Raw genomic sequence first — 23815 nt, forward strand, 5'->3', positions numbered from 1 at the left:
CGGTCACGCTTCCTGATCGAACGTCGGCGCGTGGTCGCGCGCGTACTGGACGTAGCTGTTGCTGACGCCCTGCGGCACCATCGGCCACACCATCGCGTCGGCCGACACGACGAAGTCGATGACGACGGGCCGGTCGTTGGTCGCGAGGGCGGTCTGGATCGCGGCATCCACGTCCTCCTCCTTCTCGACGCGCATCGCGAGGCATCCGTAAGCCTCGGCGAGCTTCACGAAGTCGGGCACCCGCACGGTGTCGTGACCGGTGTGGAGGTCGGTGTTCGAGAAGCGACCGTCGTAGAACAGCGCCTGCCACTGCCGGACCATGCCGAGCGAGGAGTTGTTGATGATCGCGACCTTGATCGGGATGTTGTTGATGACGCAGGTCGCGAGCTCCTGGTTGGTCATCTGGAAGCAGCCGTCGCCGTCGATCGCCCACACGGTGCGCTCGGGCTCGGCGACCTTCGCGCCCATCGCGGCGGGCACCGAGTAGCCCATCGTGCCGGCGCCACCGGAGTTGAGCCACGCGTTCGGGCGCTCGTACTTGATGAACTGCGCCGCCCACATCTGATGCTGACCGACGCCCGCGGCGTAGACGCCCTCGGGCCCGGTGAGCTCGCCGATGCGCGAGATCACGTACTGCGGCGACATGAGACCGTCGGTGGGCTGCGTGTACCCGAGCGGGAACTCGTCGCGCAGGCCGTCGAGGTACGACCACCACTCGGCGGTGTCGGGCTCGGCGCCCTCCGCCGCGCCGCGGTAGGCGGCCTCGAGGTCGACGAGCACCTCCTTCAGGTCGCCGACGATCGGGACGTCGGCTGTGCGGATCTTGGAGATCTCCGCCGGGTCGATGTCGACGTGCACGACCTGCGCGTTCGGGGCGAACAGCGCCGCCTTGCCGGTCACGCGGTCGTCGAAGCGCGCGCCGAGGGCCACGAGCAGATCGGCCTCCTGCAGCGCGAGCACCGCCGGCACCGTGCCGTGCATGCCGGGCATACCGAGGTGCTGCGGGTGCGAGTCGGGGAACGCGCCGCGGGCCATCAGCGTCGTGACGACGGGAGCGCCGGTCGTCTCGGCGAGGGTGAGCAGCTCGTCCGCGGCGCCCGCGCGCACGACGCCGCCGCCGACGTAGAGCACCGGCTTCTTCGCGGACTGCAGCAGCTGCGCCGCCGCCTGGATCTGCTTGCCGTGCGCCTTCGTGACCGGGCGGTATCCGGGCAGGTCGTAGCGCGGCGGCCAGACGAAGGGCACCTCGGCCTGCTGCGCGTCCTTCGTGATGTCCACGAGCACGGGGCCGGGGCGGCCGGTCGAGGCGATCTCGTAGGCCGCGGCGATCGCGCCGGGGATCTCCGAGGCATCCGTCACGAGGAAGGAGTGCTTCGTGATCGGCATGGTGATGCCGACGATGTCGGCCTCCTGGAAGGCGTCCGTGCCCATCAGCGTCGAGAAGACCTGGCCGGTGATGGCGAGGAGGGGCACGGAGTCCATGTAGGCGTCGGCGATCGCCGTCACGAGGTTCGTGGCGCCCGGTCCGGAGGTCGCGATCGCGACGCCGACCTTGCCGGATGCCGAGGCGTAACCCTCGGCGGCGTGACCGGCGCCCTGCTCGTGGCGGACGAGGATGTGGCGGAGCGCCGTCGAGTCCATGAGCGGGTCGTAGACCGGGAGGATCGCGCCGCCGGGCAGGCCGAACACGTCGGTCACCCCCAGCAATTCGAGCGAACGGACGACGGCCGCGGCTCCGGAGAGCACCGGAGCGGAGGCAGCGCGGGCGGGCGGCCGGGGAACGGCCGCAGCAGTGTCGACAGACATGAAGGAGACCTCGGGTGATCGATGGCGGGAAAGCGGGGCCTAGCCCGTGATCGCGCCCTCCGCAGCGGAGTGCACGAGCTTCGAGTACTTGGCCAGAACGCCACGGGTATAGCGCGGAGGAAGGGGCTCCCAGCCGTCCCGGCGGGAGCTCAGCTCTGCCTCGTCGACGAGTAGGTCGAGGGTGCGAGCCGCGATATCGACCCGTATCAGATCACCATCGCGCACGAAGGCGATGGGACCAGCGTCCACCGCTTCGGGTGCTATGTGGCCGATGCACAGGCCGGTTGTGCCGCCTGAGAATCGTCCGTCCGTCAACAGTAGTACATCTTTTCCGAGCCCCGCACCCTTGATGGCGGCGGTGATCGCGAGCATCTCGCGCATGCCGGGGCCGCCCTTGGGGCCTTCGTAGCGGATCACGATGACGTCGCCCGCGTCGATGGCGCCCGCCTCGAGCGCGTCCATCGCGGCGCGCTCGCGCTCGAACACCCGGGCCGGTCCCTCGAACACCGACGCATCGAAGCCGGCCGTCTTCACGACCGCGCCCTCGGGGGCGAGCGAGCCGTGCAGGATCGTCAGGCCGCCGGTCTTGTGGATCGGATTGTCGAACGTGTGGATGACCGTGCCGTCGACGGGGTCGGGGTTGAGGTCCTGGAGGTTCTCGGCGAGCGTCTTGCCGGTGACGGTGAGCGCGTCACCGTGCAGCAGACCCTCGTCGAGCATCGCCTTCATGATGACCGGGATGCCGCCGTGCCGGTCGACGTCGTTCATCACGAACTTGCCGAACGGCTTCATGTCGGCCACGTGCGGGACCTTGTCGCCGATCCGGTTGAAGTCCTTGAGGCTCAGGTCGACGTCGGCCTCGCGGGCGATCGCCAGCAGGTGCAGCACGACGTTGGTCGAGCCGCCGAGGGCCATCGCCAGCGCGATCGCGTTCTCGAAGGCATCCGGCGTCAGGATGTCGCGGGTCGTGATCCCCTGGCGGAGGAGGTTCACGACGGCCTCACCCGAGCGGTGCGCGAAGTAATCGCGGCGGCGGTCGGCCGACGGCGGGGCGGCCGAGCCCGGCAGCGAGAGGCCGAGCGCCTCGGCGACCGAGGCCATCGTGTTCGCGGTGTACATGCCGCCGCACGCGCCCTCCCCCGGGGCGATCGCGCACTCGATGCGCTTGAGGTCCTCCTGGCTCATCTTGCCCGCGAGGCATGCGCCGACCGCCTCGAACGAGTCGATGATCGTGACGTCCTTCTCGGTGCCGTCGGAGAGCTTCACCCAGCCCGGCGCGATGGAGCCGGCGTAGAGGAACACGCTCGACAGGTCGAGGCGCGCCGAGGCCATGAGCATGCCCGGGATCGACTTATCGCAGCCGGCGAGGAGCACGGTGCCGTCGAGGCGCTCCGCCATGACGACGGTCTCGACGGAGTCGGCGATGACCTCGCGGCTGACGAGCGAGAAGTGCATGCCCTCGTGGCCCATCGAGATGCCGTCCGAGACCGAGATCGTGCCGAACTGCAGCGGGTAGCCGCCGCCGGCGTGCACGCCCTCCTTCGCGCCCTGCGCGAGCCTGTCGAGGCTGAGGTTGCACGGCGTGATCTCGTTCCAGCTGGACGCGATGCCGATCTGGGGCTTGTCCCAGTCCTCATCGCCCATGCCGACGGCGCGGAGCATGCCCCGGCTCGTCGTCGCCTCGATGCCGTCGGTGACGGCTCGGCTGCGGGGCTTGATGTCGATGGTCGGGTCGTTCTCGGGCATTCCCGCAGTCTATTCCCGTGCCGCACCGCGCTCGTACGCGAGCGTGCGGTCGTGCGTGTCGGTGCGGTCCTGCGCGAGTCGCGCGAGCAGGTCGGCGAGCTCGGGGATGCCCGCGACGCGGACGATCGCGGCGGTCTCCCCCGCCCCGACCCGCACGCCGACGTCGCCCGGCACGAGGGAGCGGAGGGCGTCTTCGTCGGTGACGTCGTCGCCGGCGAACAGCACCGCCGTGGCATCCGTGCGGTCGCGGAGCCACGCGACGCCCGCATCCTTGCCCTCGTCGCGGAACGCGTACTCGACGATGTGGTGGCCGGTGCGGCGACGCCAGTGCGGGGCTTCGGCCGCGATGAGCGCGTCGACGGATGCCTCGACGCCGGCCCGCTCCGCGGGCGCGACCGTGCGGGTGGGCACGGCGAAGCCGAACGTCTTCGGCTCGATCCAGGCGCCCGGGATGCCGGCGACGAGGTTCTCGGCCTCGGCGCGAAGGCGATCCCGGAGAGCGACCGCGTCGGCGTCCTCGGCGGTCGGCAGCACGCCTTCGCCGGGCACCCAGTGCTCGGCGCCGTGCGATCCGACCAGGAGCACCCGTGCGTCGTCGTCGTGCTCGGCGATGATCCGGAGATCGGGCAGGCTCCGTCCCGAGACGAACGCGACCGTCGTCTCCGGTGTGGCGACGAGCGCGTCGACTGCCGCGCGGGCGGCCGGCAGCATCCGCGCCGACATCGGGTCGTCGACGAGCGGCGAGAGCGTGCCGTCGAAGTCGAGCGCGACGAGCAGCCGGGGCGTCGTCGCGAGGGCGTGGAGCGCTGCGGCGGGGTCGGCCGAGGCGGCGAGGTCGGCGGGGCCGGCTGTGGGTTCGGCGGCGTCGGCGGGAGTCATCCGCGGTCCTTCCCCTCGGTCGCGGCCGGCGGCGTGGCATCCGCGTCCCGTGCGCCGCGCACGGTCGCGAGGTCGCGCAGGAACGCGCGCGACCAGGCCGCGACGTCGTGATCGCGCACGCGCCGGCGAAGCGCGCGCATGCGGCGCCGCTGCTCGTGCTCGGGCATCTCGATCGCGGTCACAATCGCGTCCTTCAGCCCGTCGATGTCGTGCGGGTTCACCCGGACGGCCTGGGTGAGCTCGTCGGCGGCGCCGGTGAACTCGCTCAGAACGAGCACGCCGCGACCGTCCACACGGCTCGCGACGTACTCCTTCGCGACGAGGTTCATGCCATCCCGCAGGGCCGTCACGAGCATGACGTCCGCCGCGAGGTAGAGGGCGACCATCTCCTCCCGCGGGTAGGCGTGGTGCAGGTAGCGGATGGCCGTGTGGCCGACCGTGTCGTGATCGCCGTTGATGCGACCGACGGTCAGCTCGATCTCGTCGCGCAGCTGCATGTAGGCGGCGACCCGCTCGCGGCTGGGGCTCGCGACCTGCACGAGGGTGACGTCCTCGACGTCGAGGCGGTGCTCGGCGAGGAGCTCGCCGTAGGCCTTCAGCCGGTGGCCGATGCCCTTCGTGTAGTCGAGCCGGTCGACGCCGAAGAGCACCACCGCCGGGTCGCCGAGGCTCGCGCGGATCTCCCTCGCCCGCTCCTGCACCTCCGGGCGCCGGGCGAGCTCGTCGTACGCCGCGGCGTCGATCGAGATCGGGTAGGCCTTCGCGACTGCGGTGCGCACCCCGCCGTCCGGCGTCGGCACCCGGATCGATCCGGCCTTCGTCTCGTAGCCGAGCCGGCGCCGCACCGCGCGCGCGAAGTTGCCGGCGTCGGCGACCCGCTGGAAGCCGATCACGTCGGCGCCGAGGAGTCCCTCGATCACCTGCGTGCGCCACGGCAACTGGGCGTAGATGCCGTAGGCGGGGAACGGGATGTGGTGGAAGTAGCCGATCACGACGTCGGGGCGGAGCTCGCGCAGCATGCGGGGCACGAGCTGCAGCTGATAGTCGTGAACCCACACCGTGGCATCCGGTGCGGCGACCGACGCGGCCGCCTTCGCGAACCGCTCGTTGACGCGCACGTACGCCTCCCACCACTCGCGGTGGTAGGCCGGCGGCGAGATCACGTCGTGGTAGAGCGGCCAGATGGTGTCGTTGGAGAAGCCCTCGTAGAAGAGCTCCACGTCGTCGGTGGAGAGGGAGACCGGCACGAGCTCCATCCCGTCGAACGAGAACGGATCGACCTCGATGTCGGGCTGGCCGGGCCAGCCCACCCAAGCGCCGCCGGTGGACTGGATCATCGGCTCGAGCGCCGCGACGAGGCCGCCGGGTGAGCGGCGCCAGCCGTCGTCATCGGTCGACCGATCGACGGGAAGGCGGTTGGAGACGACGACGAAGTCGGCCCCCACGGGCGGTTCTGCGGCGTGCGCGCTCACACGGTTCCTCTCGGCAGGCGTTCTTCCAGGCTAACGTGGAGTCATGCGAAAGTACCTGTTCGGAACCGGGATCATCTCCGCCGTGACGAGCGGGATGTCGCTCCTGCGCGGCGCGCGCGGCGATGTGCCGTTCACCTGGCGGCAGGCGCTCGCCTGGCTCAGCTGGGGCATCACGCTGGCCCTGTCGATCGGCAACATCGTCGACACCTACCGCGCGTCGAAGGGCAAGCTCGTCGCCGGCGACTCCCCCGTCTCGAGCAGCGAGCAGCACGCGCTGCTGAAGAAGCACCTCGACCGCTGACGGGCCGGGCCTGACTCGCGCGGACCGCGCGCGGGGTCAACCCGTGATCAGCGCGGGCAGGTGCAGCGGGCGTCCGCCGCGACGCCGGCGAGGGCGGCGTCGACGTGCTCGCCGCAGCCGGCCCAAGTGGTCTTGCCGCAGGTGTCGCAGCTCACGGGGTAGCACATGTCACAACTCCATCTGGTAGTGCACGAAACCGGTATCGGTCGCGAGCGAATCGTACAGGCGACGCGCGGTGGCGTTGCCCGACTGGGTGAGCCAGTAGACCTTGTGGGCACCGGCATCCGTCGCCGCCGTCCGCACCTGCGCGATGAGCGCCGAGCCGACGCCTCGGACGTCCGGCGCCAGAGCTCGCCCCACTCGGAGCGGTCCGACGCGCGCAGGGGCGAGATCGTGGTCACGTTTCGAGCCTAACGCCGGCGAGGTTCCCCGTCGCCGGCGCGAAGCCGATGACGATCAGCGGGTGAGGATCAGCGCCTCGCCCTGGCCACCGCCCCCGCACAGGCCCACCGCGGCGGTGCCGCCGCCGCGACGCACCAGCTCGTGCACGGCGTGCACGACCAGTCGTGCGCCCGAGGCGCCGATCGGATGCCCGAGCGCGATTCCCCCGCCGTGCACGTTCACGACGTCGGACGAGAGCCCGAGCTCCGCCTCGGAGTGCACGACCACGGCGCCGAACGCCTCGTTGATCTCGACGAGATCGAGGTCGCTCGCCTGCAGGTGCTGGCGCTCGAGGGCCTGCTCGATCGCCCGGGCGGGCTGGGCGTGCAGCGAGTTGTCGGGACCCGCGACCTGACCGGCCGCACCGACCACCGCGAGCACCGTCCAGCCGCGCTCGTCGGCGTGCGCGCGGGTCGTCAGCACGACGGCGGCCGCGCCGTCGGAGATCTGCGAGGCGTTCCCCGCCGTGATCGTGCCGTCGGCGGCGAATGCAGGCCGGAGCGCCGCGAGCGTCTCGACGGTCGTGACCGGGCGGATGCCCTCGTCGGTCGTCACCGTGATCGCGACGCCCTTCCGCTGCGGGACCTCCACCGCGACGATCTCGGCGTCGAACAGGCCGTCCGCCTGCGCCGCGGCGGCGCGCTGGTGCGAGAGGGCCGCGACCTCGTCTTGAGCGGCGCGCGTGATCTCGAACGTCGGGTTCAGTCGCTCGGTGGAGGCGCCCATCGACTCTCGGTCGTAGGCATCCGTCAGCCCGTCGTACGCCATGTGGTCGAGCACCTCGACGGAGCCGTACGACCAGCCGTCGCGCGAACCCATCAGCAGGTGCGGGGCGCGGGTCATCGACTCCATGCCGCCCGCGACGACGACGCGAGCGTCGCCGGTGGCGATCATGCGCTTCGCGTCGATGATCGCGGTGAGGCCCGACAGGCACACCTTGTTGACGCCCGACGCGGGAACGTCCCACCCGAGTCCACCGGCGAGGGCCGCCTGACGGGCCGGGTTCTGGCCCGACCCGGCGGGCAGCACCTGGCCGAGGATCACGGCGTCGACGTCGGCGGGGTCGATGCCGCCCTGGGCGAGGGCACCGGCGATCGCGAACCCGCCGAGCTGCGGCGCCGTGAACGAGGCGAGCTGCCCCTTCAGGCGGCCCTGCGGCGTGCGAGCGGCGGCGACGATCACGATGTCGTCGGTGGCGGTGCGGTCGGTCATGCGATCTCCTTCAGCGAGTCGGCGATGCGGAGGGCGGGCTCGGTGGCCGCGACGACCTCGTCGACGGTGACGCCCGGCGCGGTCTCGACGAGCACGAGTCCATCATCGGTCACATCGATGACGGCGAGGTCGGTGATGATCCGATCGACCACGCCGCGCCCGGTGAGGGGCAGCGAGCACGCGTCGACGATCTTCGCGGAGCCGTCGCGGGCGACGTGCTCCATGAGCACGATGACCCGCCCGGCGCCGTGGACGAGATCCATCGCCCCGCCCGGACCCTTGACCATCTTCCCGGGGATCATCCAGTTGGCGAGGTCGCCGGTGGCCGACACCTGCATCGCGCCGAGGATCGCCGCGTCGATCTTGCCGCCGCGGATCATGCCGAAGCTCGTCGCCGAGTCGAAGTACGAGGCGCCCGGGAGCACCGTCACGGTCTCCTTGCCGGCGTTGATGAGGTCGGGGTCGACGTTCTCCTCGGTCGGGTACGGACCGACACCCAGGATGCCGTTCTCCGACTGCAGCACGACGGTGACGCCGTCAGGCACGTAGTTCGGCACGAGGGTCGGCAGGCCGATGCCGAGGTTCACGTACGAGCCGTCGGAGAGCTCCGCCGCGGCGCGCGCGGCCATCTCGTTGCGGGTGAGTGCCATGTCAGGCTCCTTCGGGAATCTCGCGCGGCGTGCCGTCGGGGTTCGTCAGCGCGTCGGCGACGGTGACGGTGCGGCGTTCGATGAGCTTCTCGATGTCGGTGCCCACCTCCACGATGCGGTGCACGTAGATGCCGGGCAGGTGGATGCTGTCGGGGTCGAGCTCCCCCGCCGGCACGAGCTCCTCGACCTGCGCGATGCAGACCCGGCCGGCCATCGCGGCGAGCGGGTTGAAGTTGCGAGCCGCCTTGTTGAACACGAGGTTGCCGTGCACGTCGCCGCGCGCCGCGTGCACGAGCGCGTAGTCCGTGACGATCGCCTCTTCGAGCACGTACTCGCCCTCGGCGCCGCCGGGTGCGAAGGTGCGGACGTGCTTCTGCGGGGATGCCACGGCCACCCCGCCGACGCCGTCGTAACGCCGCGGCAGACCGCCCTCCGCGACCTGGGTGCCGACGCCGGTCTGCGTGTAGAACGCGGCGATGCCCGCTCCCCCGGCACGCAGCTTCTCCGCGAGGGTGCCCTGCGGTGTGAGCTCGAGCTCGAGCTCGCCGGAAAGGAACTGCCGCTCGAACTCCTTGTTCTCACCGACGTACGACGAGGTCATCTTGCGGATGCGCTGGGCGTTCAGAAGCACCCCGAGCCCCCAGTCGTCGACGCCGCAGTTGTTCGAGACGATCGACAGCTCGCGCGTGCCCTGCGCGAGGAGCGCCTCGATGAGGGCGATGGGATTGCCGGAGAGCCCGAACCCGCCGACGGCGAGGGACGCCCCGTCGGGGATGTCGGCGACCGCCTCGGCTGCCGAGGCGTAGGTCTTGTCGATCACGTGTACTCCTTCGTTCGTGTCGCACCTCCATCGTGCGCCCCCGGCGCGCACCCGCGCACGCGGTCGTTTGCGATGTGGGCGATCGGGCGCGTAGTGTCCACATCATGGACAGCGCCGCCACCCGTACCGTGCCCGGCGCGCAGGCGGTGGCCCGCGCGGCGGCGCTCCTGCGCCTCGTCACCGGTGCGGGCGACGACGGCATCACCGTCGCCGAGCTCGCCCGCCGCGCCGACCTCACCCGCCCGACGACGCACCGCCTGCTGGCCGCGCTGCGGCACGAGGGACTCGTCGACCAGGACGAACAGACGGGGCGGTGGATGCCGGGGCCCGAGCTCTACCTGATGGGCACCGTCGCGGCATCCCGCTACGACATCACGAACATCGCGCGCGACATCGTGCGCTCGCTCGCGGTGCGCACCGAGGAGAGCGCGTTCCTCTCGGTGCGCCGCGGCGACGAGACGGTGTGCCTGATCCGCGAGGACGGGAGCTTTCCGATCCGCTCGTTCGTCCTGTCGGAGGGCGTGCGCTTCCCGCTCGGCGTCGCCTCGGCGGGGCTCGCCATCCTCGCGTTCCTGCCGTCCCACGATGTGGACGCGTACTTCGAACGGCATCCCGAACTCGCCGAGCGCTACGGGGGCGCGCACGCCGAACCGCGACTGCGCGCTCGGCTGCGTGAGACGCAGGAGCGCGGGTTCGCGCTGAACCCCGGGCTCATCGTCGAGGGCAGCTACGGTCTCGGCGCCGCGGTGTTCAGCCGCTCGGGCCATCCGCAGTGGGCGCTGAGCCTCACCGGGGTGCAGTTCCGCTTCACGCCCGAGCGCATCGCCGAACTCGGCCGCCTGCTGCTCGGCCACGCGCACCAGCTCTCGACCCGCGTCGCCGCGGGTGCGCGCTGAGAGCCGATCAGCCGGCCGCCGCGGTGACCGCCAGCTCCGCCCGCACGAGCCCGGCGAGCCGCTCGGCGCCGGCGACGCTCAGCACCACGGTGTAGTGGTTGAACTCCGGCCAGCGCTCGTGTGCGATCGCCGGATGCGCGGCGAGCAGCCCCTCGAGGTACGGCTCGGCGTAGAGGCCGGGTTCCTCGTTCTGCAGGCCCCGCGGCACGGTCACGAGCGTGGCGGGGCGATCGAGAGCGGCGACCGCGTCGACGACCGTCGTGGTCGTGTTCATATCGATCGTGTCCTCGACCGTCGTGGCGTAGGACGTCGCCGGACGCAGCCGCGGCGGCTCGGCGGAGCCCGCCGCCGCACCCTCGGCCGCCTCCGGCACGAGGTCGTACGCGAGGTAGCGCTCGAGCGCGGGCGACCAGTCGTCCTGGAACGCGGGGTGCGAGCGCCAGAAGTCGAGGTAGTCCTCGGTCGAGTCGAAGCGCAGCGTGAGCCGCGCGGCGGTCGGCCCAAGGATCGCCGCGACGAGCGCGTCGGCGTTCAGCCCGGCGGGCGCGTCGAGGGGCAGTCCCCCGTCGACGAGCACGAGCCGCGACACGAGCTCGGGATGCCGCGCCGCGAAGGCCATCGCGACGAACGCGCCCATCGAGTGCGCGACGACGACGACCGGGCCGAGCCCGAGCGCGGCCGACACGGCGGCGAGATCGTCGGCGTGCCGCGCCATCCCGGCGGGCCCGACCAGCTCGTTGCTGCGGCCGCGGCCGCGGAGATCCGGGGCGACGATCCGCACGTCCGGCAGTTCGTCGGCCAGCAGTTCCCACGCGAGGTGCGACGACGTGACACCGTGGATCGCGAGGATCGTCGGCGCCGCGTCCTCGTGCGCCGCCTGCCCCTGCCTTCCGCGGTCCTGCCTCCCCCGCTCGTCGACGGCGTCCTGGCCGCCGCCCGCGTCACGGGCATCCCACACACCCACCTGCAGATCGCCGCCGGGGACCGGCACGGCGACGGCGCGCACGGGCCGATTCATCGCGACGTCCACCCGCCGTCCATCGTGTAGCTGCCGCCGGTCACCATGCCGGCGCGGTCGGAGACGAGCCAGCCGGCGAGCGAGGCGACCTCCTCGGCCTCGATGAGCCGCTTGATGACCGACTCCGTGAGCATGATCTTCTCGACGACCTCGCTCTCGGCGATGCCGTGCACGACCGCCTGGTCGGCGATCTGCTTCTCGACGAGCGGCGTGCGCACGTAAGCGGGGTTGATGCAGTTGCTCGTCACGCCGTGCGGGCCGCCCTCGAGCGCGGTGACCTTCGACAGACCTTCGAGGGCGTGCTTGGCGGCGACGTACGCCGACTTGTAGGCGCTCGCGCGCAGGCCGTGCGCGCTCGAGATGTTGACGATGCGCCCCCAGCCGCGCTCGTACATGGCCGGCAGCGCGGCGCGAAGGAGAAGGAAGGGCGACTCGACCATGAGCCGGTGCATGAAGCGCCAGCGCTCGGGATCGAACTCGTGGATGGGCGCGACCGTCTGGATGCCGGCGTTGTTCACCAGGATGTCGACGTCGAGCGCGAGATCCTCCTGCGCGGCGGTGTCGGCGAGGTCGACGACCCAGGCCTCTCCCCCGACCTCGGCCGCGACCGTCTGCGCGGCGTCGGCGTTGAAGTCGGCGACGATCACCGTCGCCCCGCGCCCGGCGAACTCGCGCACGCACGCGAGCCCGATCCCGCTCGCGCCGCCCGTGACCAGCGCGCGCTTGCCCTGGAGGTCCTGCTCAGGCATCCGTGTTCCCCTCTGTCGCGCCCGCGCCGCGCACGGCGAGGGCGTTGCGGATGAACCGCATCATGTGGTCGATGATCTCGTCGGGCATCGCCTCGGGCGGCCGCCCCGCGCCGTCGCGCTCCCAGAGCAGGAAGCGCATGCCGATGAGCTCGCCCGCGCCCATGAGCGCCCAGGCGGTCACCTCGGGGTCGAGCGCCGCGTCGACGTCGCCGTCCCGCTGGGCTGCGCGCAGGCCCGCCTCGTAGCCTTCGACGATGCGCGTGTAGTGCAGGCGCAGCATGTCGGGCGAGACGAACTCGGCCTCACGGACGATCCGGTAGAGCGCCGGGTGGGCGGCCGTGAACCGGAAGAACCCCTCGAAGCCCGCCCGCTCGGCGTCGATGCGGTTGTACGCTCCCGCCATCGCCTCGGCCATCGAGTGGCGCACGCGCCGGTTCAGGTCGACCACGAGCTCTTCGAAGATCTGCTGCTTGCTGTCGAAGTAGAGGTAGAAGGTGCCGAGACCGATGCCGGCGCGCTCGGTGATCTTCACGATGGATGCCTCGTGATACCCGAGGCTCGCGAACACCTCCTCGGCCGCTTCGAGGAGCTTCCGGCGGGTCGCCTCACCGCGCTTGGTGAGCGGCTTGCCGGTCGCCGACAGGGCCGCCGTGGGCGCCGGCGGTTCGCTCGGTTCGAAGCCGACTCCCGCAGCGAAGGCGTCAGTGGTGCTCATGCGGGGTCTCCTTGATCAGGGCGGTGGCTTGCTCACGCAGCCGGGAACGGGCGAGCTTCTCGATCGTCGAGCGGGGCAGCGCGTCGACGAACGCGATGCGAACGGGCACTTTGAAGCCCGCGAGCTCGGTGCGCGCGTACGCGAGGAGCTCGTCCTCGCCGAGCGCGGCGCCCTCGAGGTACTGCTTGCCGTAGCCGGCGAGGGGTCCGGTCTCGCTCGTGATGACGCCGACCGTGATCTCGGCGGTGCCCGCCTCGCCCGAGCCGGAGGCGTCGGGGGCGGCCGTGGTCGGCGCGCACGCCGACAGGGCCAGGGCGGCCGTGGCGGCCATCGCCATCACGACCCCGGGGAGCAGCTTCTTCGTAACCCGCATGTGCGTGCCTTTCACCATTGGAAGGGATACCTGAGATCTGATTCAGGTACTGAGAGTCTGTTCAGGTTGGCATCCGTTGTCAAATGGCGCGCGCGAGGCATCCATCACCATCGGGTAACCCTTGGGGGCGCTGCGCGCTCCGATCCGCATTGCATACCCTGGGTATATACTTCTGGTATGCAAAACGATGACGACCTCCTGCGTCTCGTGCTCGGCGCCAACGCGCTCACGCGTGTCGCCTCGCTCGAGACCCGAAACGAAGCGCCCGCCGCACAGTGGCGCACGCTCAGCCTGCTGCGCGAACACGGTCCTCAGCGCATCGGCGACCTCGCGGCCCTCAGCCGGGTCACACAGCCCGGCATGACCCGGCTGGTCGCGCAGATGGCCGACGCCGGGCTGCTCGAGCGGGGTCACGACGAGCACGACTCGCGCGCGACGGTCGTCACGGTCACTCCCGCCGGTCTCGCCGCGCTCGACGAGTGGATCCAGGTGCTCGGCGCCGCCCTCGCTCCCCGCTTCAGCGACCTCGACGCCGACGACTGGGCCGCGATCCGCCGGGCCGCCGACGTCGTCGACGCCCGCACCCGCACCGCGGAGGTCTCCCGATGAGCGCCGGCACGAAGACCGCGAAGGTCAGCGTGTGGCGGCAGCCCGCCCAGGTGTGGGCGGTCGCGTTCGCCTGCGTCATCGCGTTCATGGGCATCGGCCTGGTCGACCCCATCCTCCCCGCGATCGCCGAGTCTCTGCAGGCGACGCCGGTCGAGACCGAGATGCTCTTCACGAGCTACCTCGTCGTCACCGGTGTCGCGATGCTCTTCACGAGCTGGATCTCCTCGCGTATCGGCACGAAGGCGACGCTGCTGATCGGCCTCGGGCTCATCGTCGTGTTCGCGCTGCTGTGCGCCCTGTCGGGCAGCGTCGACGCCATCATCGGCTTCCGCGCCGGCTGGGGTCTCGGCAACGCCCTGTTCATCTCCACCGCGCTGGCGACGATCGTCGGGGCGGCGTCGGGCGGCTCGTCGGCCGCCATCATCCTCTACGAGGCCGCGCTCGGTCTCGGCATCGCGATCGGCCCGCTCGTCGGCGGCATTCTCGGCGAGGTGAGCTGGCGCGGACCGTTCTTCGGTGTCGTGGCGCTCATGGCGATCGGCTTCATCGCGGTGCTCGTGCTCGTCCGCAGCGCGGGTGAGAAGCGCACGCCCGTCCCGCTGTCGGCCCCGTTCCGGGCACTTCGCCAGCCGGCGCTCGCCGTGCTCGCGATCGCGGCGCTGTTCTACAACATCGGCTTCTTCGTGCTGCTGGCGTTCTCGCCGTTCCCCCTCGGCTTCGGCGCGATGGGCATCGGCCTGACCTTCTTCGGCTGGGGTGTCGCGCTCGCCATCACGAGCGTGTGGATCGCGCCGATCCTGCTCCGCACGATGAAGCGCAGCACCGCGATGCTGATCGTGCTGCCGCTGCTGGCCATCGACCTGATCGTCGCGGCGCTCGTCGTCGGTTCGGCGCCCGCGCTCGTCGCGTGCATCATCGCCGGCGGCCTCCTCCTCGGCCTCATGAACACGATCCTCACCGAGTCGGTGATGGAGGCGACGGACCTGCCGCGCTCGGTGGCATCCTCGTCGTACTCGGCCGTGCGCTTCCTCGGCGGCGCCGCCGCCCCGCCCATCGCGGCGGCGCTCTGGCACGCCTTCAACGCCTCGGTGCCGTTCTACTTCGCCGCGGTGTCGGTGCTGATCTCGGCCGCGGTCATCCTCTTCGGACGCCCCGCCCTGCGCCGGATCGACGTGCACGAAGCGGATGCCACGGAAGAAGCCGCCGCCGTGCTGGTGGGCGACGCCGCCTGATGCAGCCCGGCCCCCCGAGGCGATTGCGTGACGGATGACGGACAGCAGCTGCAGCTTCTCGTAGCTCTCGCTGCCCGGCACGGCCGTGTAGACGAGCAGGAGGTGCGACTGCTCCGGTTCGAGCAGCGTCTGGCATTCGAGCTCGAGGGGCCCGACCTCGGGATGCACGAAGTGCTTCACCGTCGCCGGGCGCAGGCCGACCTCCTGCAGCTCCCAGAGAGCGCGGAACTCGGCGCTCTCCCGCAACAGCCGCTCGACGAGCTGCGCGGCGCGCGAGCGCGGTCCGCGTCGAGGACCATCTCGGTGCGCATGTGCGGCGTGACCCGCCACCCCACGATCATGCGGGAGAACGCGTCGACGATGAAGCACACATACGCGACGCCGGCCTAGGTCGGCACGAATGTCAGATCCGTGACCCAGAGCCGATTCGGCGCGGTCGCGGTGAACTCCCGTTTCACGAGGTCCGGGTGCCGCGCCGACGAAGGATCCGGCCTGGTCGTCTTGATCCGCTTCGACCGCCTCGCGCCTTCGATCCCCGCGATCCGCATCAACCTGGCGGTCTGGTCCCGGCCGATCGTGATCCCCGCACGTCGGGCGGCTTTCCAGAGTTTGCGGACCCCGTAAACGCGATAGTTGGCTTCCCAGATCTCGACCAGCTGCGGCACCAACTCCTCGTCCCGCAGGGCACGAGCCGAGGGGGCGCGGATCTTGGCGGCGTAGTAGCTGCTCGGAGCCACCTGCAACAGTCTGCAGATGAGCTCGACTCCGAGGCGACGGCAGTCCACGACGTCGTCTTTGTTCGCGTCGATGAACGCGACTACTTCCGGTAGTGGCGGTCGAGCTCCGCCCCGAAGAAAGACGCGGCTCGCTTGGGCACCTCGTTGGCCCGGCGAAGCTCCCGATTCTCTTGCTCGAGCTCTCGCACCCGCTGCGCCTCGGCGCTGCTCACGCCGGGGGCGACACCGTCATCGACGTCGGCCTGCCTCACCCACGTCCGCACGGACTCGACCCCGTAGCCGAGTTGCGTCGCGACGCGCTCAGCGCAGACTGTATAGTCACTATGTTCTGACTATTGCTCCCCGCCTCGATGTGATGAATCGCCTTGGCCGCGCCATGGCCGATCCCACACGGTCCCGAGTTCTCATGACGCTTCTCAGCGGCCCGAGCTATCCCGCTGTACTGTCGCGGTCGCTGGACCTGAGCCGCTCGAACGTCTCCAATCACCTCACCTGCCTGCGCGATTGCGGGATCGTCGTGGCTGAGCATGAGGGACGTCAGACCCGCTACGAGATCGCCGACCCTCACCTCGCGGCGGCGCTCACGGCGCTCGTTGACGTGACGCTGGCCGTCGATGAGAACGCGCCGTGCATTGACTCGTCGTGCGCGGTCCCCGGCTGTTGTGGAGCGGGAGCAACCGCATGAGCGCATCGCTGACCGCCGAGCGCCGGGAGCGCTTGCACCGTCGCGTCCGATTCATCGTCGCATTCACCATCACGTACAACGTTATTGAGGCCATAGTCGCCATCTGGGCAGGCGTGGCGGCATCCTCAGCCGCGCTCATCGGCTTCGGTCTCGACTCGGTTGTCGAAGTGCTCTCGGCACTCGCCATCGCATGGCAGTTCACGCGCAAAGATCCTGAGCGCTGGGAGAAAGCGACCGTGCGTGCGATTGGTATCGCGTTCTTCGCGCTGGCCGCATACGTAAGCGTTGACGCGGTGCTGAGCCTGATCAGCCAGGAGGGGCCAGATCACAGCCCGTTCGGCATCGGCATCACGGCACTGAGCCTGATCGTCATGCCCGCGCTGGCCTGGTTCGAGACTCGGACTGGTCGTGAGTTGGAATCCAAGAGCGTTCTCGCAGACGCGAGACAGCTCATCCTGTGCGTCTACCTGTCCGGGGCCGTGTTCGTCGGCTTGATTCTCAACAGCCTCTTTGGCTGGTGGTGGGCGGATGCCGTCGCCGCCCTGTTCGTAGCCGCTCTCGCGGTGCGGGAGGGCGTGGAGGCGTGGCGCGGCGACGTCGAATCGCCGTTCGAGATCCTTGGCGACCTGCGCGACCAGCGGGACAACGACTGACCCCAAAACGCAAACGCCCCCGGTCCTCGACTCGGGGGCGTTCCGCGTCGCTGGGATCTCGCGGCGGATACTAGAAATCCCGACGGATTCGGAGGCCGAGCCCCAGCCGGTTGGAGGACCTCGCAGGGGCCTCGTTCCGTCTCCAGATTGACCCCAGATTGACATGGCCGATCCGACATGCGAAAAGTCCCGGTCTGAATATCACTTCTGACCGGGACTTTTCTAGGGTGCACCCCCTGGGACTCGAACCCAGAACCCACTGATTAAGAGTCAGTTGCTCTGCCGATTGAGCTAGAGGTGCGTTCCGTCGGTCCGCCGATCGGGATGAAATCCACGGGGCGAACCGAGGGTCAACGTTACCATCACGATGCCGTTCATCGCCAATCGAGCATGCCACGCCCCGTATTCTGGTGGGGTGACCTGCCCCGCCGCATCGCCTTCCTGGAGCGCGCCCTTCGACGCCGACCTGACCGACGAGCTCGCGCTCGCCCTGCGCCTGGCCGATGCGGCCGACGCGGTGACGATGGCCCGGTTCGACGCCGCCGACCTCGACGTGCAGGTGAAGGCGGATGCCACCCACGTCACCGAGGCTGACCTCGCCACGGAGCGCGCGATCCGAGGCATCCTCTCTCACGAGCGTCCGAACGACGGGATCCTCGGCGAGGAGTTCGGCGAGGACGCCGGAGTCGCCTCCGGCACGCAGCCGTCCGGCGGGACGCGCCAGTGGATCATCGACCCGATCGACGGCACCGCCAACTACCTCAAGGGCATCCCGATGTGGACGACCCTCATCGCCCTCGCAATCGACGGCGTGCCGCGCGTCGGGGTCGCCAGCCAGCCCGCGCTCGGGCGGCGCTGGTGGGCGGCGACCGGCCTCGGCGCCTGGACGAACACCCCCTCAGGCGAACCAGCCCGCCTCGCCGTCTCGGGCGTGACGAACGTCGCCGAGGCGAGCGTCAGCTTCCAGTCGATCGCCCAGTGGGACGAGGTCGGCCGCGCCGACGACCTCCTGCGCCTCAGCCGCGCGGTCTGGCGCGACCGCGGCTACGGCGACACCTGGCCGTACATGCTGCTCGCCGAAGGCCGCCTCGAGTTCGTCGCCGAGTTCGACGTCAAGGAGTACGACATCGCCGCGCTCGTGCCGATCGTGACCGAGGCCGGCGGCCGCTTCACCGACATCGACGGCGCCGACAGCATCTCGTCGCGTTCGTCGCTGGCGACCAACGGCGCCCTGCACGACGACTTCCTGACCCTCCTCACCTCCCCCACCTCGACCGGACAGACACGATGACCCTCCCCTCGATCCGCACCCGCACCGCGTCGGCCCTCGCCGCACTCGGCATCGCCGCACTGCTGCTCGCCGGCTGCTCCACGAGCTCCGCACCGGCCCCCACCGAGACGATCGGCACGGATGCCCCAACGACGCCGCCCCCAACCGACGATTCCGCCGTCGACCCCTCGGCGTCACCGTCGGCCTCGGCGGTCGATGTCACATGCGAGAGCCTCGTGCAGGAAGACCTCCTCGCCGAGTTCCGGCAGAAGGGCTGGACCGCGAAGGAGACGCCGTTCGCCGCCGGCGGCGTGACGCTTGACAAGGGCCTGCAGTGCACCTGGGCCGACTACACCGTGCCGTCCGGCAACCTGATGATCTTCGGCTGGGCGCCAATCACCGTCGACCAGGCCGACGCGATGCAGCGCGGCCTCGGCGCGAAGGGATGGCGGCGCGAGGAGGACGGGGACACCGTCTACATCACCGAGGACCCGACGCAGGCGCCGACCACCGATGAGAACGGCTACGGCATGACCTACGAGTTCGGTGACGGCTGGGTGACGGTCGCCGACGTGAAGCAGAGCCTGCTGCTGATCCAGCGCCCGCAGGGCTAGGCCGCAGACCTCCCGGCGACGCACCGCACCACAGACAGCACGAAGGCCGAGCCCCGGGCGGGGCTCGGCCTTCGTGACATCCACGTTCCGTGTGACAGTGACGTCGTGGAGCTGGGGGGAATCGAACCCCCGTCCAACGCTGCATTACTGCGTCTTCTCCGGGCGCAGTCTGTAGAGACGTTCTGCTCGGCTCCGACCTTTGTCACAGACACCTAAGTCGACGAGCCCAGTCTCAGAAGAGTCCCATGTGACGTCGAGACCCCGTCACACAGCTAGATCCCTAGATGACGCCAGGGTCCGTAGCGGGATCGCCTACGGTCTGACGGACTATCGGACTCGCTTAGGCAGCGAGGGCGAAGTCGTTGCGCTTTGCATCGGCAACTATTGGTTCGCAGAGATCGTTTACGAGATAACCCTGCATCCTCGGCCCGCTTCCCGCAGCATCACAGGCGCTGTCGAAACCGATCAGCCCCTGGAAGCCTCAGACCTCTCGGTCTCGCGGCAGGGTGAGCCACTGTCACACTGTGGAGTTGGATGCTCGGATGCCGAGGCATCCGAGCGTTACAGTCTACACCATGAACGAGGTCATCATCACTGTCCGTGGCGAAAGCGAGCGACGCGTCGCTCCCGAACGGGCCGTCGCGCACGTGACGGCGACCGCCGACGGGCCCGAGCGCGGCGCGGTCGTCGAGCGCATCGCCGCGCTGGCGGAGCCCGTGCGCACCGACCTCGACGCACGCAAGAGCGCCGGCCGGATCGCCGACTGGTCGAGCCAGCGCGTGAGCGTCTGGGCCGACCGCCCCTGGAACAACGAGGGGCGCCAGCTCGACCTCGTGCACCACGCCTCCGTCGAACTCACCGCGACATTCACCGACGTGCTCGCCCTGTCGGGCTGGCTCAACGAGATCGCCGCCACCGACGGCCTGCAGCTCGGCACCGTCGAGTGGCAGCTGACCCCGGAGACCCGCGCACACGTCGAACGCGAGGTCGCCACCGATGCCGTCGCCGTCGCCGTCGCCCGGGCACGCGCGTACGCGGGCGCGATCGACCGGTCTGCGGTCGAGCCGCTGCAGACGGCCCGCGCCTTCGACTGACGGTCCGAGGGTGCGCACAGCCGGGGGCGGCCGCGGCGCCTGCGCTCAGTCGCCGAGGCGGTTGCGCGAGCGCATGGCGCGCTCGGCCTCGCGCTTGTCTTCGCGCTCGCGGATCGTCTGGCGCTTCTCGTACTCGCGCTTGCCCTTCGCGACCGCGATCTCGACCTTCGCGCGCCCGTCGGCGAAGTACAGCTTCAACGGGATCAGCGTGTACCCACCGGCGCTGATCGCGTGCGAGAGCTTGATGATCTCCTGCTTGTGCAGCAGCAGCTTGCGGGTGCGCTTGGACGAGTGGTTCGTCCAATGCCCCTGCGAGTACTCCGGAATGTGCACGGCGTCGAGGTAGGCCTCTCCCCCGTCGATGTAGGCGTAGCCGTCGCTGAGGTTCGCACGGCCTTCGCGGAGGGACTTCACCTCGGTGCCGGTGAGCACGAGCCCCGCCTCGTAGGTCTTCTCGATGGCGTACTCGTGGCGCGCGCGACGGTTGGTCGCGACGACCTTCTCCCCGCGTTCCCTGGGCATGGTGACTCCTCGTTCCGGATGCCGTGGACACGGCAGCCTGTCAGCTTACCCCAGCGGGAGCGTCAGGCGCGCAGCCAGCGGCGGATCGCGAAGCCGGCCGACAGCGCGGCGAGCACGAGACCGATCGCGATGATGATGGGGATGACGATCGCGGCATCCGCCATGTCCACCCAGTCGGTGATGAACGTGACCCGGTCTTTCAGGTAGCCGTTGACGCCGAAATGCACCCCGGCGACGATCGCGGCGCCGGCGAGCACCGAACCGATGAACGCGGCGAAGACACCCTCCAGGATGAACGGGGTCTGGATGAACCGGTTCGACGCTCCCACGAGGCGCATGATGCCGACCTCGCGTCTTCGCGCGTAGGCGGAGAGTCGGATGGTCGTCGCGATCAGCAGCACGGCGGCGATGAGCATGAGCACCGCGATGCCGACGGCGATGTAGGTCGCGATCGTCAGGGCGGAGAAGAGCGGCTCGAGGTACTGCATCTGGTTCTTCACCGCCTCGACGCCCTGCGTCCCCGTGAACGCCTCGGTGATGACGTCGGACTTCCCGGGATCGACGAGACCCACCCAGTAGGTGTCGCCGAGCTGCGCGGGCGTGACGTAGTCGGCGTACTCGTCGCCGTAGAGCGCGATGAGGTTCTGGTAGGCCTCGTCCGCCGATTCGAAGCGCACGTCGCGCACGATGTCGGCGAGGGCGGGGCTCGCAAGCCGATCCGCGACGGTCTTCAGCTGCTCGTCGTTGGCCGCACCGTCGACGCACGTGGTCGCCGTGGAATCGTCGCGGCACATCACGATCGACACCTGGGCGCGCTCCACCCAATAGGCGCGCATCTTGCCGACCTGCATCTGCATCAGCATCGCGGCACCGACGAAGGTGAGCGACACGAAGGTCACGAGGATGACCGAGATCACCATGGAGGCGTTGCGCCGCAGGCCCGAAAGCGCCTCGGCGAGGATCAGGCGCACTCTCACGAGGTCGGCCCCACTTCGTCGTCGTCGGATGCCAGGCCGAGCCGGTCGGCGACGCCGGGACCGTCGAGGTCGAGGCCGTCGAGGTCGACGGCGGGTGCGTCGATACGGATCGGTCGCGTGTGCGGGGCGGGCTCGGCGGTGGCCCCGTCCGCGGGCTGGGCCTCGACGGGCGCCGGCCGTTCGCGGGTCACCGGGGGTGCCGCGGGCTCGCGGGTCACGGCGGGCGCCGTCTCGCGGTCGGCGAGCTCAGAGGTGACGAGTTCGGGGGTCACGGCGACCGCCGCGGCGACGGCCGACGCGGCGACCGCGTCGGATGCGGCCTCGGAGACGGCGGCGGCGGCCGCCGGGGCCACGCCCTCGACGGTCGACGCGGCGATCTCGCGCTGCAGCTCGAGCACCGCGGTGAGCGCGGCGGTGGCGGCCGCGCCCTTCTCCTCCTGCGGCGCGAGGGTCGGCAGCGACGAGCGGTCGCCGTATCCGCCGTGGCGGTCGTCGCGCACCATGACGCCCGACTGCAGTTCGATCACGCGGCGCTTCATCTGGTCGACGAAGCCGGCCTCGTGAGTCGCCATCACGACCGTGGTGCCGCCCTCGTTGATGCGCGCGAGCAGCTGCATGATGTCGATCGACGTGGCGGGATCGAGGTTTCCGGTCGGCTCGTCGGCGAGGAGGATCTGCGGACGGTTGACGATGGCGCGGGCGATCGCGACGCGCTGTTGCTCACCGCCGGAGAGCTCGTGCGGCAGGCGCTTCTGCTTGCCGTCGAGGCCGACGAGGGTGAGCGCCTCGGTGACCGCCTGCTGGATGTAGGCCCGCGACGATCCGATCACCTGCAGCGTGAACGCCACGTTCTGGAAGACGGTCTTGTTCGGCAGCAGCCGGAAGTCCTGGAACACCGATCCGATGTGCCGGCGGAAGTACGGCACCTTGCGGGTCGACAGGGTGTGCAAGTCGCGCCCGAGCACGACCACGCGTCCCTCGCTGGGGGTGTCCTCGCGGAGGATGAGGCGCAGGCACGACGACTTGCCCGATCCCGACGCGCCCACGAGGAAGACGAACTCCCCGCGCTGCACTTCGAAGTCGACGTCGCTCAGCGCCGGCTTGTTCGTCCCGCGGTACTTCTTGGTGACGTGCTCGAACCGGATCATGACCCGACGAGCCTAAGCGGGCGGGCGCGGGATGCCGGGCGACGCGCCCGCGCGTCGCGGTTCCCGCGACGGGTCAGTCGTCGTCGTCTTTGCGCTTGCGCCAGCGGATGCCCGCGGCGATGAGCCCGTCGAGGTCGCCGTCGAAGACGACGGCGGGGTTTCCGACCTCGTAGCCGGTGCGGAGATCCTTCACGAGCTGCTGGCCGTAGAGGAAGTAGGAGCGCATCTGGTCGCCCCAGCTCGCCGTGATCGTGCCGGCGAGTTCTTTCTTCTTCGCCGCCTCCTCCTCGCGCTTGAGGAGGAGCAGTCGCGTCTGCAGCACACGCATCGCGGCGGCGCGGTTCTGGATCTGGCTCTTCTCGTTCTGCATCGAGACGACGAGACCGGTCGGAAGGTGCGTGATGCGCACCGCCGAGTCGGTCGTGTTGACCGACTGACCGCCGGGGCCCGACGAGCGGAACACGTCGACGCGGATGTCGCTCTCGGGCACGTCGACCTCGACGGCCTCTTCGAGCGCGGGGATCACCTCGACCGCGGCGAAGGAGGTCTGACGCTTGTCGGCGCCGCCGAACGGGCTGATGCGCGCGAGCCGGTGCGTGCCGGCCTCAACCGACAGGGTGCCGTAGGCATACGGGGCATCCACCTCGAACGTCGCGGACTTGATGCCCGCGCCCTCCGCGTAGGACGTGTCCATGACCTTGACGGAATACTTGTGCCGCTCGGCCCAGCGCAGGTACATGCGCAGGAGCATCTCGGCGAAGTCGGTCGCGTCGTCGCCGCCCGCGCCCGAGCGGATCGTCACGACCGCGGGGCGATCGTCGTACTCGCCGTCGAGGAGCGTCTGCACCTCGAGCTGGCCGATCACCTCCTGCAGGTCGACGATCTCGCGGAGCGCCTCGGCGGCGGTGTCGTCGTCGTCCATCTCCTGCGCGAGCTCGACAAGCACGTCGAGGTCGTCGAGGCGCTGCTCGACGTCGGTGACCCGCTTGAGGTCGGCCTGGCGGTGGCTGAGCGCGCTCGTCACCTTCTGGGCCTTCTCGACGTCGTCCCAGAGATCGGGCGCACCCGCCTCTTCGGACAGGCGCTCGATCTCCGCGCGCAGCGCGGTCACATCGACCACCGCCGCGATGTCGGAGAACGTGGCGCGCAGGGCCTGGATGTCGGCGGAGGGATCGAATTCAAGCATGACAGTCCAG

General features: G+C 70.2%; 25 protein-coding genes, 1 tRNA gene, 1 other RNA gene, 2 pseudogenes and 1 other annotated feature. Of the genes and pseudogenes, 9 read left to right on the forward strand and 20 right to left on the reverse strand.

Going from position 1 to position 23815, the window contains the following annotated elements:
* Window positions 1-3 precede the first annotated feature (3 nt).
* Genes LOK55_RS03970 through LOK55_RS03985 form a run of 4 tightly spaced genes read right to left on the reverse strand, consistent with a single transcriptional unit; the run spans window position 4 to window position 5903 of the window.
* Window positions 4-1806 (reverse strand): acetolactate synthase large subunit, encoded by a 1803-nt coding sequence (locus LOK55_RS03970; protein ID WP_229934339.1) that lies wholly within the window; start codon window positions 1804-1806, stop codon window positions 4-6.
* Between the two features lie 39 nt (window positions 1807-1845).
* Window positions 1846-3552, reverse strand: coding sequence for a dihydroxy-acid dehydratase (ilvD, locus tag LOK55_RS03975; protein ID WP_229934340.1), 1707 nt, complete (start codon window positions 3550-3552; stop codon window positions 1846-1848).
* Between the two features lie 9 nt (window positions 3553-3561).
* Window positions 3562-4431 (reverse strand): trehalose-phosphatase, encoded by an 870-nt coding sequence (gene otsB / locus LOK55_RS03980; protein WP_229934341.1) that lies wholly within the window; start codon window positions 4429-4431, stop codon window positions 3562-3564.
* Window positions 4428-5903 (reverse strand): trehalose-6-phosphate synthase, encoded by a 1476-nt coding sequence (locus tag LOK55_RS03985; protein WP_229934342.1) that lies wholly within the window; start codon window positions 5901-5903, stop codon window positions 4428-4430. Before LOK55_RS03985 ends, otsB begins: the two co-directional genes overlap by 4 nt.
* 43 nt (window positions 5904-5946) lie before the next feature.
* Between LOK55_RS03985 and LOK55_RS03990 the strand changes: the two genes are divergently transcribed.
* A complete protein-coding gene (locus LOK55_RS03990; RefSeq protein WP_196324528.1) occupies window positions 5947-6204 on the forward strand; it encodes a hypothetical protein in 258 nt (85 codons plus the stop codon).
* 168 nt (window positions 6205-6372) lie between these two features.
* Here LOK55_RS03990 and LOK55_RS03995 read toward each other — a convergent pair whose 3' ends face one another.
* The 4 genes from LOK55_RS03995 to LOK55_RS04010 all read right to left on the reverse strand — a co-directional run bounded on the left by LOK55_RS03995 (window position 6373) and on the right by LOK55_RS04010 (window position 9327).
* Window positions 6373-6564 carry an N-acetyltransferase gene (locus tag LOK55_RS03995; protein ID WP_229934343.1) on the reverse strand — a complete coding sequence of 64 codons (192 nt, stop codon included), beginning with the start codon at window positions 6562-6564 and terminating at the stop codon, window positions 6373-6375.
* Window positions 6565-6660: 96 nt separating this feature from the next.
* The gene (locus LOK55_RS04000) at window positions 6661-7857 is read right to left on the reverse strand and encodes an acetyl-CoA C-acetyltransferase (protein ID WP_229934344.1); all 1197 of its coding nucleotides are present in this window, start codon (window positions 7855-7857) and stop codon (window positions 6661-6663) included.
* Window positions 7854-8507: a CoA transferase subunit B gene (locus tag LOK55_RS04005; RefSeq protein WP_174799057.1), complete on the reverse strand. Its 654-nt coding sequence runs from the start codon at window positions 8505-8507 to the stop codon at window positions 7854-7856. The genes LOK55_RS04000 and LOK55_RS04005 overlap by 4 nt, the downstream gene beginning before the upstream one ends.
* A gap of 1 nt (window position 8508) precedes the next feature.
* Complete coding sequence (locus tag LOK55_RS04010) at window positions 8509-9327, reverse strand: CoA transferase subunit A (protein WP_229934345.1); 819 nt, start codon at window positions 9325-9327, stop codon at window positions 8509-8511.
* 104 nt (window positions 9328-9431) lie between these two features.
* Between LOK55_RS04010 and LOK55_RS04015 the strand changes: the two genes are divergently transcribed.
* A complete protein-coding gene (locus LOK55_RS04015; protein WP_141379011.1) occupies window positions 9432-10223 on the forward strand; it encodes an IclR family transcriptional regulator in 792 nt (263 codons plus the stop codon).
* Between the two features lie 7 nt (window positions 10224-10230).
* On the opposite strand, the gene LOK55_RS04020 is transcribed toward LOK55_RS04015, so the two are convergent.
* Genes LOK55_RS04020 through LOK55_RS04035 form a run of 4 tightly spaced genes read right to left on the reverse strand, consistent with a single transcriptional unit; the run spans window position 10231 to window position 13078 of the window.
* Window positions 10231-11253, reverse strand: coding sequence for an alpha/beta hydrolase (locus tag LOK55_RS04020; protein WP_229934346.1), 1023 nt, complete (start codon window positions 11251-11253; stop codon window positions 10231-10233).
* Complete coding sequence (locus tag LOK55_RS04025) at window positions 11238-11990, reverse strand: 3-hydroxybutyrate dehydrogenase (RefSeq protein ID WP_229934347.1); 753 nt, start codon at window positions 11988-11990, stop codon at window positions 11238-11240. The genes LOK55_RS04020 and LOK55_RS04025 overlap by 16 nt, the downstream gene beginning before the upstream one ends.
* Complete coding sequence (locus LOK55_RS04030; protein ID WP_268252258.1) at window positions 11983-12705, reverse strand: TetR/AcrR family transcriptional regulator; 723 nt, start codon at window positions 12703-12705, stop codon at window positions 11983-11985. Before LOK55_RS04030 ends, LOK55_RS04025 begins: the two co-directional genes overlap by 8 nt.
* Window positions 12692-13078, reverse strand: coding sequence for a hypothetical protein (locus LOK55_RS04035; RefSeq protein ID WP_229934348.1), 387 nt, complete (start codon window positions 13076-13078; stop codon window positions 12692-12694). Before LOK55_RS04035 ends, LOK55_RS04030 begins: the two co-directional genes overlap by 14 nt.
* Window positions 13079-13255: 177 nt before the next feature.
* Here LOK55_RS04035 and LOK55_RS04040 point away from each other — a divergent pair, with 177 nt between their 5' ends.
* Both LOK55_RS04040 and LOK55_RS04045 read left to right on the forward strand, forming a co-directional pair.
* On the forward strand, window positions 13256-13687 hold the full coding sequence (locus tag LOK55_RS04040) for a MarR family winged helix-turn-helix transcriptional regulator (protein ID WP_229934349.1): 432 nt from the start codon (window positions 13256-13258) through the stop codon (window positions 13685-13687).
* A complete protein-coding gene (locus tag LOK55_RS04045) occupies window positions 13684-14919 on the forward strand; it encodes an MFS transporter (RefSeq protein ID WP_229934350.1) in 1236 nt (411 codons plus the stop codon). Before LOK55_RS04040 ends, LOK55_RS04045 begins: the two co-directional genes overlap by 4 nt.
* A 33-nt stretch (window positions 14920-14952) precedes the next feature.
* Here the strand turns inward: LOK55_RS04045 and LOK55_RS04050 are convergent.
* Together LOK55_RS04050 and LOK55_RS04055 are read right to left on the reverse strand one after the other, a co-directional pair.
* Window positions 14953-15207: pseudogene (locus tag LOK55_RS04050) on the reverse strand (transcriptional regulator); the annotation flags it as partial.
* A pseudogene (locus LOK55_RS04055) lies at window positions 15204-15958 on the reverse strand (IS3 family transposase); the annotation flags it as partial. The pseudogenes LOK55_RS04055 and LOK55_RS04050, both read right to left, overlap by 4 nt.
* Window positions 15648-15782, reverse strand: a sequence feature (AL1L pseudoknot). It overlaps the preceding pseudogene by 135 nt.
* A gap of 53 nt (window positions 15959-16011) precedes the next feature.
* Between LOK55_RS04055 and LOK55_RS04060 the strand changes: the two are divergent.
* Both LOK55_RS04060 and LOK55_RS04065 read left to right on the forward strand, forming a co-directional pair.
* Window positions 16012-16341 carry a helix-turn-helix transcriptional regulator gene (locus LOK55_RS04060; protein WP_229934351.1) on the forward strand — a complete coding sequence of 110 codons (330 nt, stop codon included), beginning with the start codon at window positions 16012-16014 and terminating at the stop codon, window positions 16339-16341.
* On the forward strand, window positions 16338-16994 hold the full coding sequence (locus LOK55_RS04065; RefSeq protein WP_229934352.1) for a cation transporter: 657 nt from the start codon (window positions 16338-16340) through the stop codon (window positions 16992-16994). The genes LOK55_RS04060 and LOK55_RS04065 overlap by 4 nt, the downstream gene beginning before the upstream one ends.
* 228 nt (window positions 16995-17222) lie before the next feature.
* Here LOK55_RS04065 and LOK55_RS04070 read toward each other — a convergent pair.
* Window positions 17223-17295: transfer RNA gene (locus LOK55_RS04070), tRNA-Lys, on the reverse strand.
* A gap of 114 nt (window positions 17296-17409) precedes the next feature.
* Here LOK55_RS04070 and LOK55_RS04075 point away from each other — a divergent pair.
* Together LOK55_RS04075 and LOK55_RS04080 are read left to right on the forward strand one after the other, a co-directional pair.
* Window positions 17410-18285, forward strand: a complete 876-nt coding sequence (locus LOK55_RS04075; RefSeq protein WP_229934353.1) for an inositol monophosphatase family protein — start codon at window positions 17410-17412, stop codon at window positions 18283-18285.
* Window positions 18282-18878 (forward strand): hypothetical protein, encoded by a 597-nt coding sequence (locus LOK55_RS04080; RefSeq protein WP_229934354.1) that lies wholly within the window; start codon window positions 18282-18284, stop codon window positions 18876-18878. Before LOK55_RS04075 ends, LOK55_RS04080 begins: the two co-directional genes overlap by 4 nt.
* Before the next feature lie 103 nt (window positions 18879-18981).
* On the opposite strand, the gene ssrA is transcribed toward LOK55_RS04080, so the two are convergent.
* Window positions 18982-19351: a transfer-messenger RNA gene (gene ssrA / locus LOK55_RS04085) on the reverse strand.
* A gap of 102 nt (window positions 19352-19453) precedes the next feature.
* Here ssrA and LOK55_RS04090 point away from each other — a divergent pair.
* Window positions 19454-19972, forward strand: coding sequence for an SIMPL domain-containing protein (locus LOK55_RS04090; protein WP_229934355.1), 519 nt, complete (start codon window positions 19454-19456; stop codon window positions 19970-19972).
* A 45-nt stretch (window positions 19973-20017) separates the two neighbouring features.
* Here the strand turns inward: LOK55_RS04090 and smpB are convergent, their stop codons facing one another.
* From smpB to prfB, 4 genes are all read right to left on the reverse strand, one after another.
* Window positions 20018-20494 (reverse strand): SsrA-binding protein SmpB, encoded by a 477-nt coding sequence (gene smpB, locus LOK55_RS04095; protein WP_141378996.1) that lies wholly within the window; start codon window positions 20492-20494, stop codon window positions 20018-20020.
* 62 nt (window positions 20495-20556) lie between these two features.
* The gene (ftsX, locus tag LOK55_RS04100) at window positions 20557-21471 is read right to left on the reverse strand and encodes a permease-like cell division protein FtsX (protein WP_229934356.1); all 915 of its coding nucleotides are present in this window, start codon (window positions 21469-21471) and stop codon (window positions 20557-20559) included.
* Window positions 21468-22619 carry a cell division ATP-binding protein FtsE gene (gene ftsE / locus LOK55_RS04105; RefSeq protein ID WP_229934357.1) on the reverse strand — a complete coding sequence of 384 codons (1152 nt, stop codon included), beginning with the start codon at window positions 22617-22619 and terminating at the stop codon, window positions 21468-21470. Before ftsE ends, ftsX begins: the two co-directional genes overlap by 4 nt.
* A gap of 73 nt (window positions 22620-22692) precedes the next feature.
* On the reverse strand, window positions 22693-23805 hold the full coding sequence (prfB, locus tag LOK55_RS04110) for a peptide chain release factor 2 (RefSeq protein WP_229934358.1): 1113 nt from the start codon (window positions 23803-23805) through the stop codon (window positions 22693-22695).
* Between the last annotated feature and the right edge of the window lie 10 nt (window positions 23806-23815).

Origin of the sequence: Microbacterium sp. F2E (genome assembly GCF_020905435.1) — a bacterium.
Classification (GTDB): domain Bacteria; phylum Actinomycetota; class Actinomycetes; order Actinomycetales; family Microbacteriaceae; genus Microbacterium; species Microbacterium lacticum.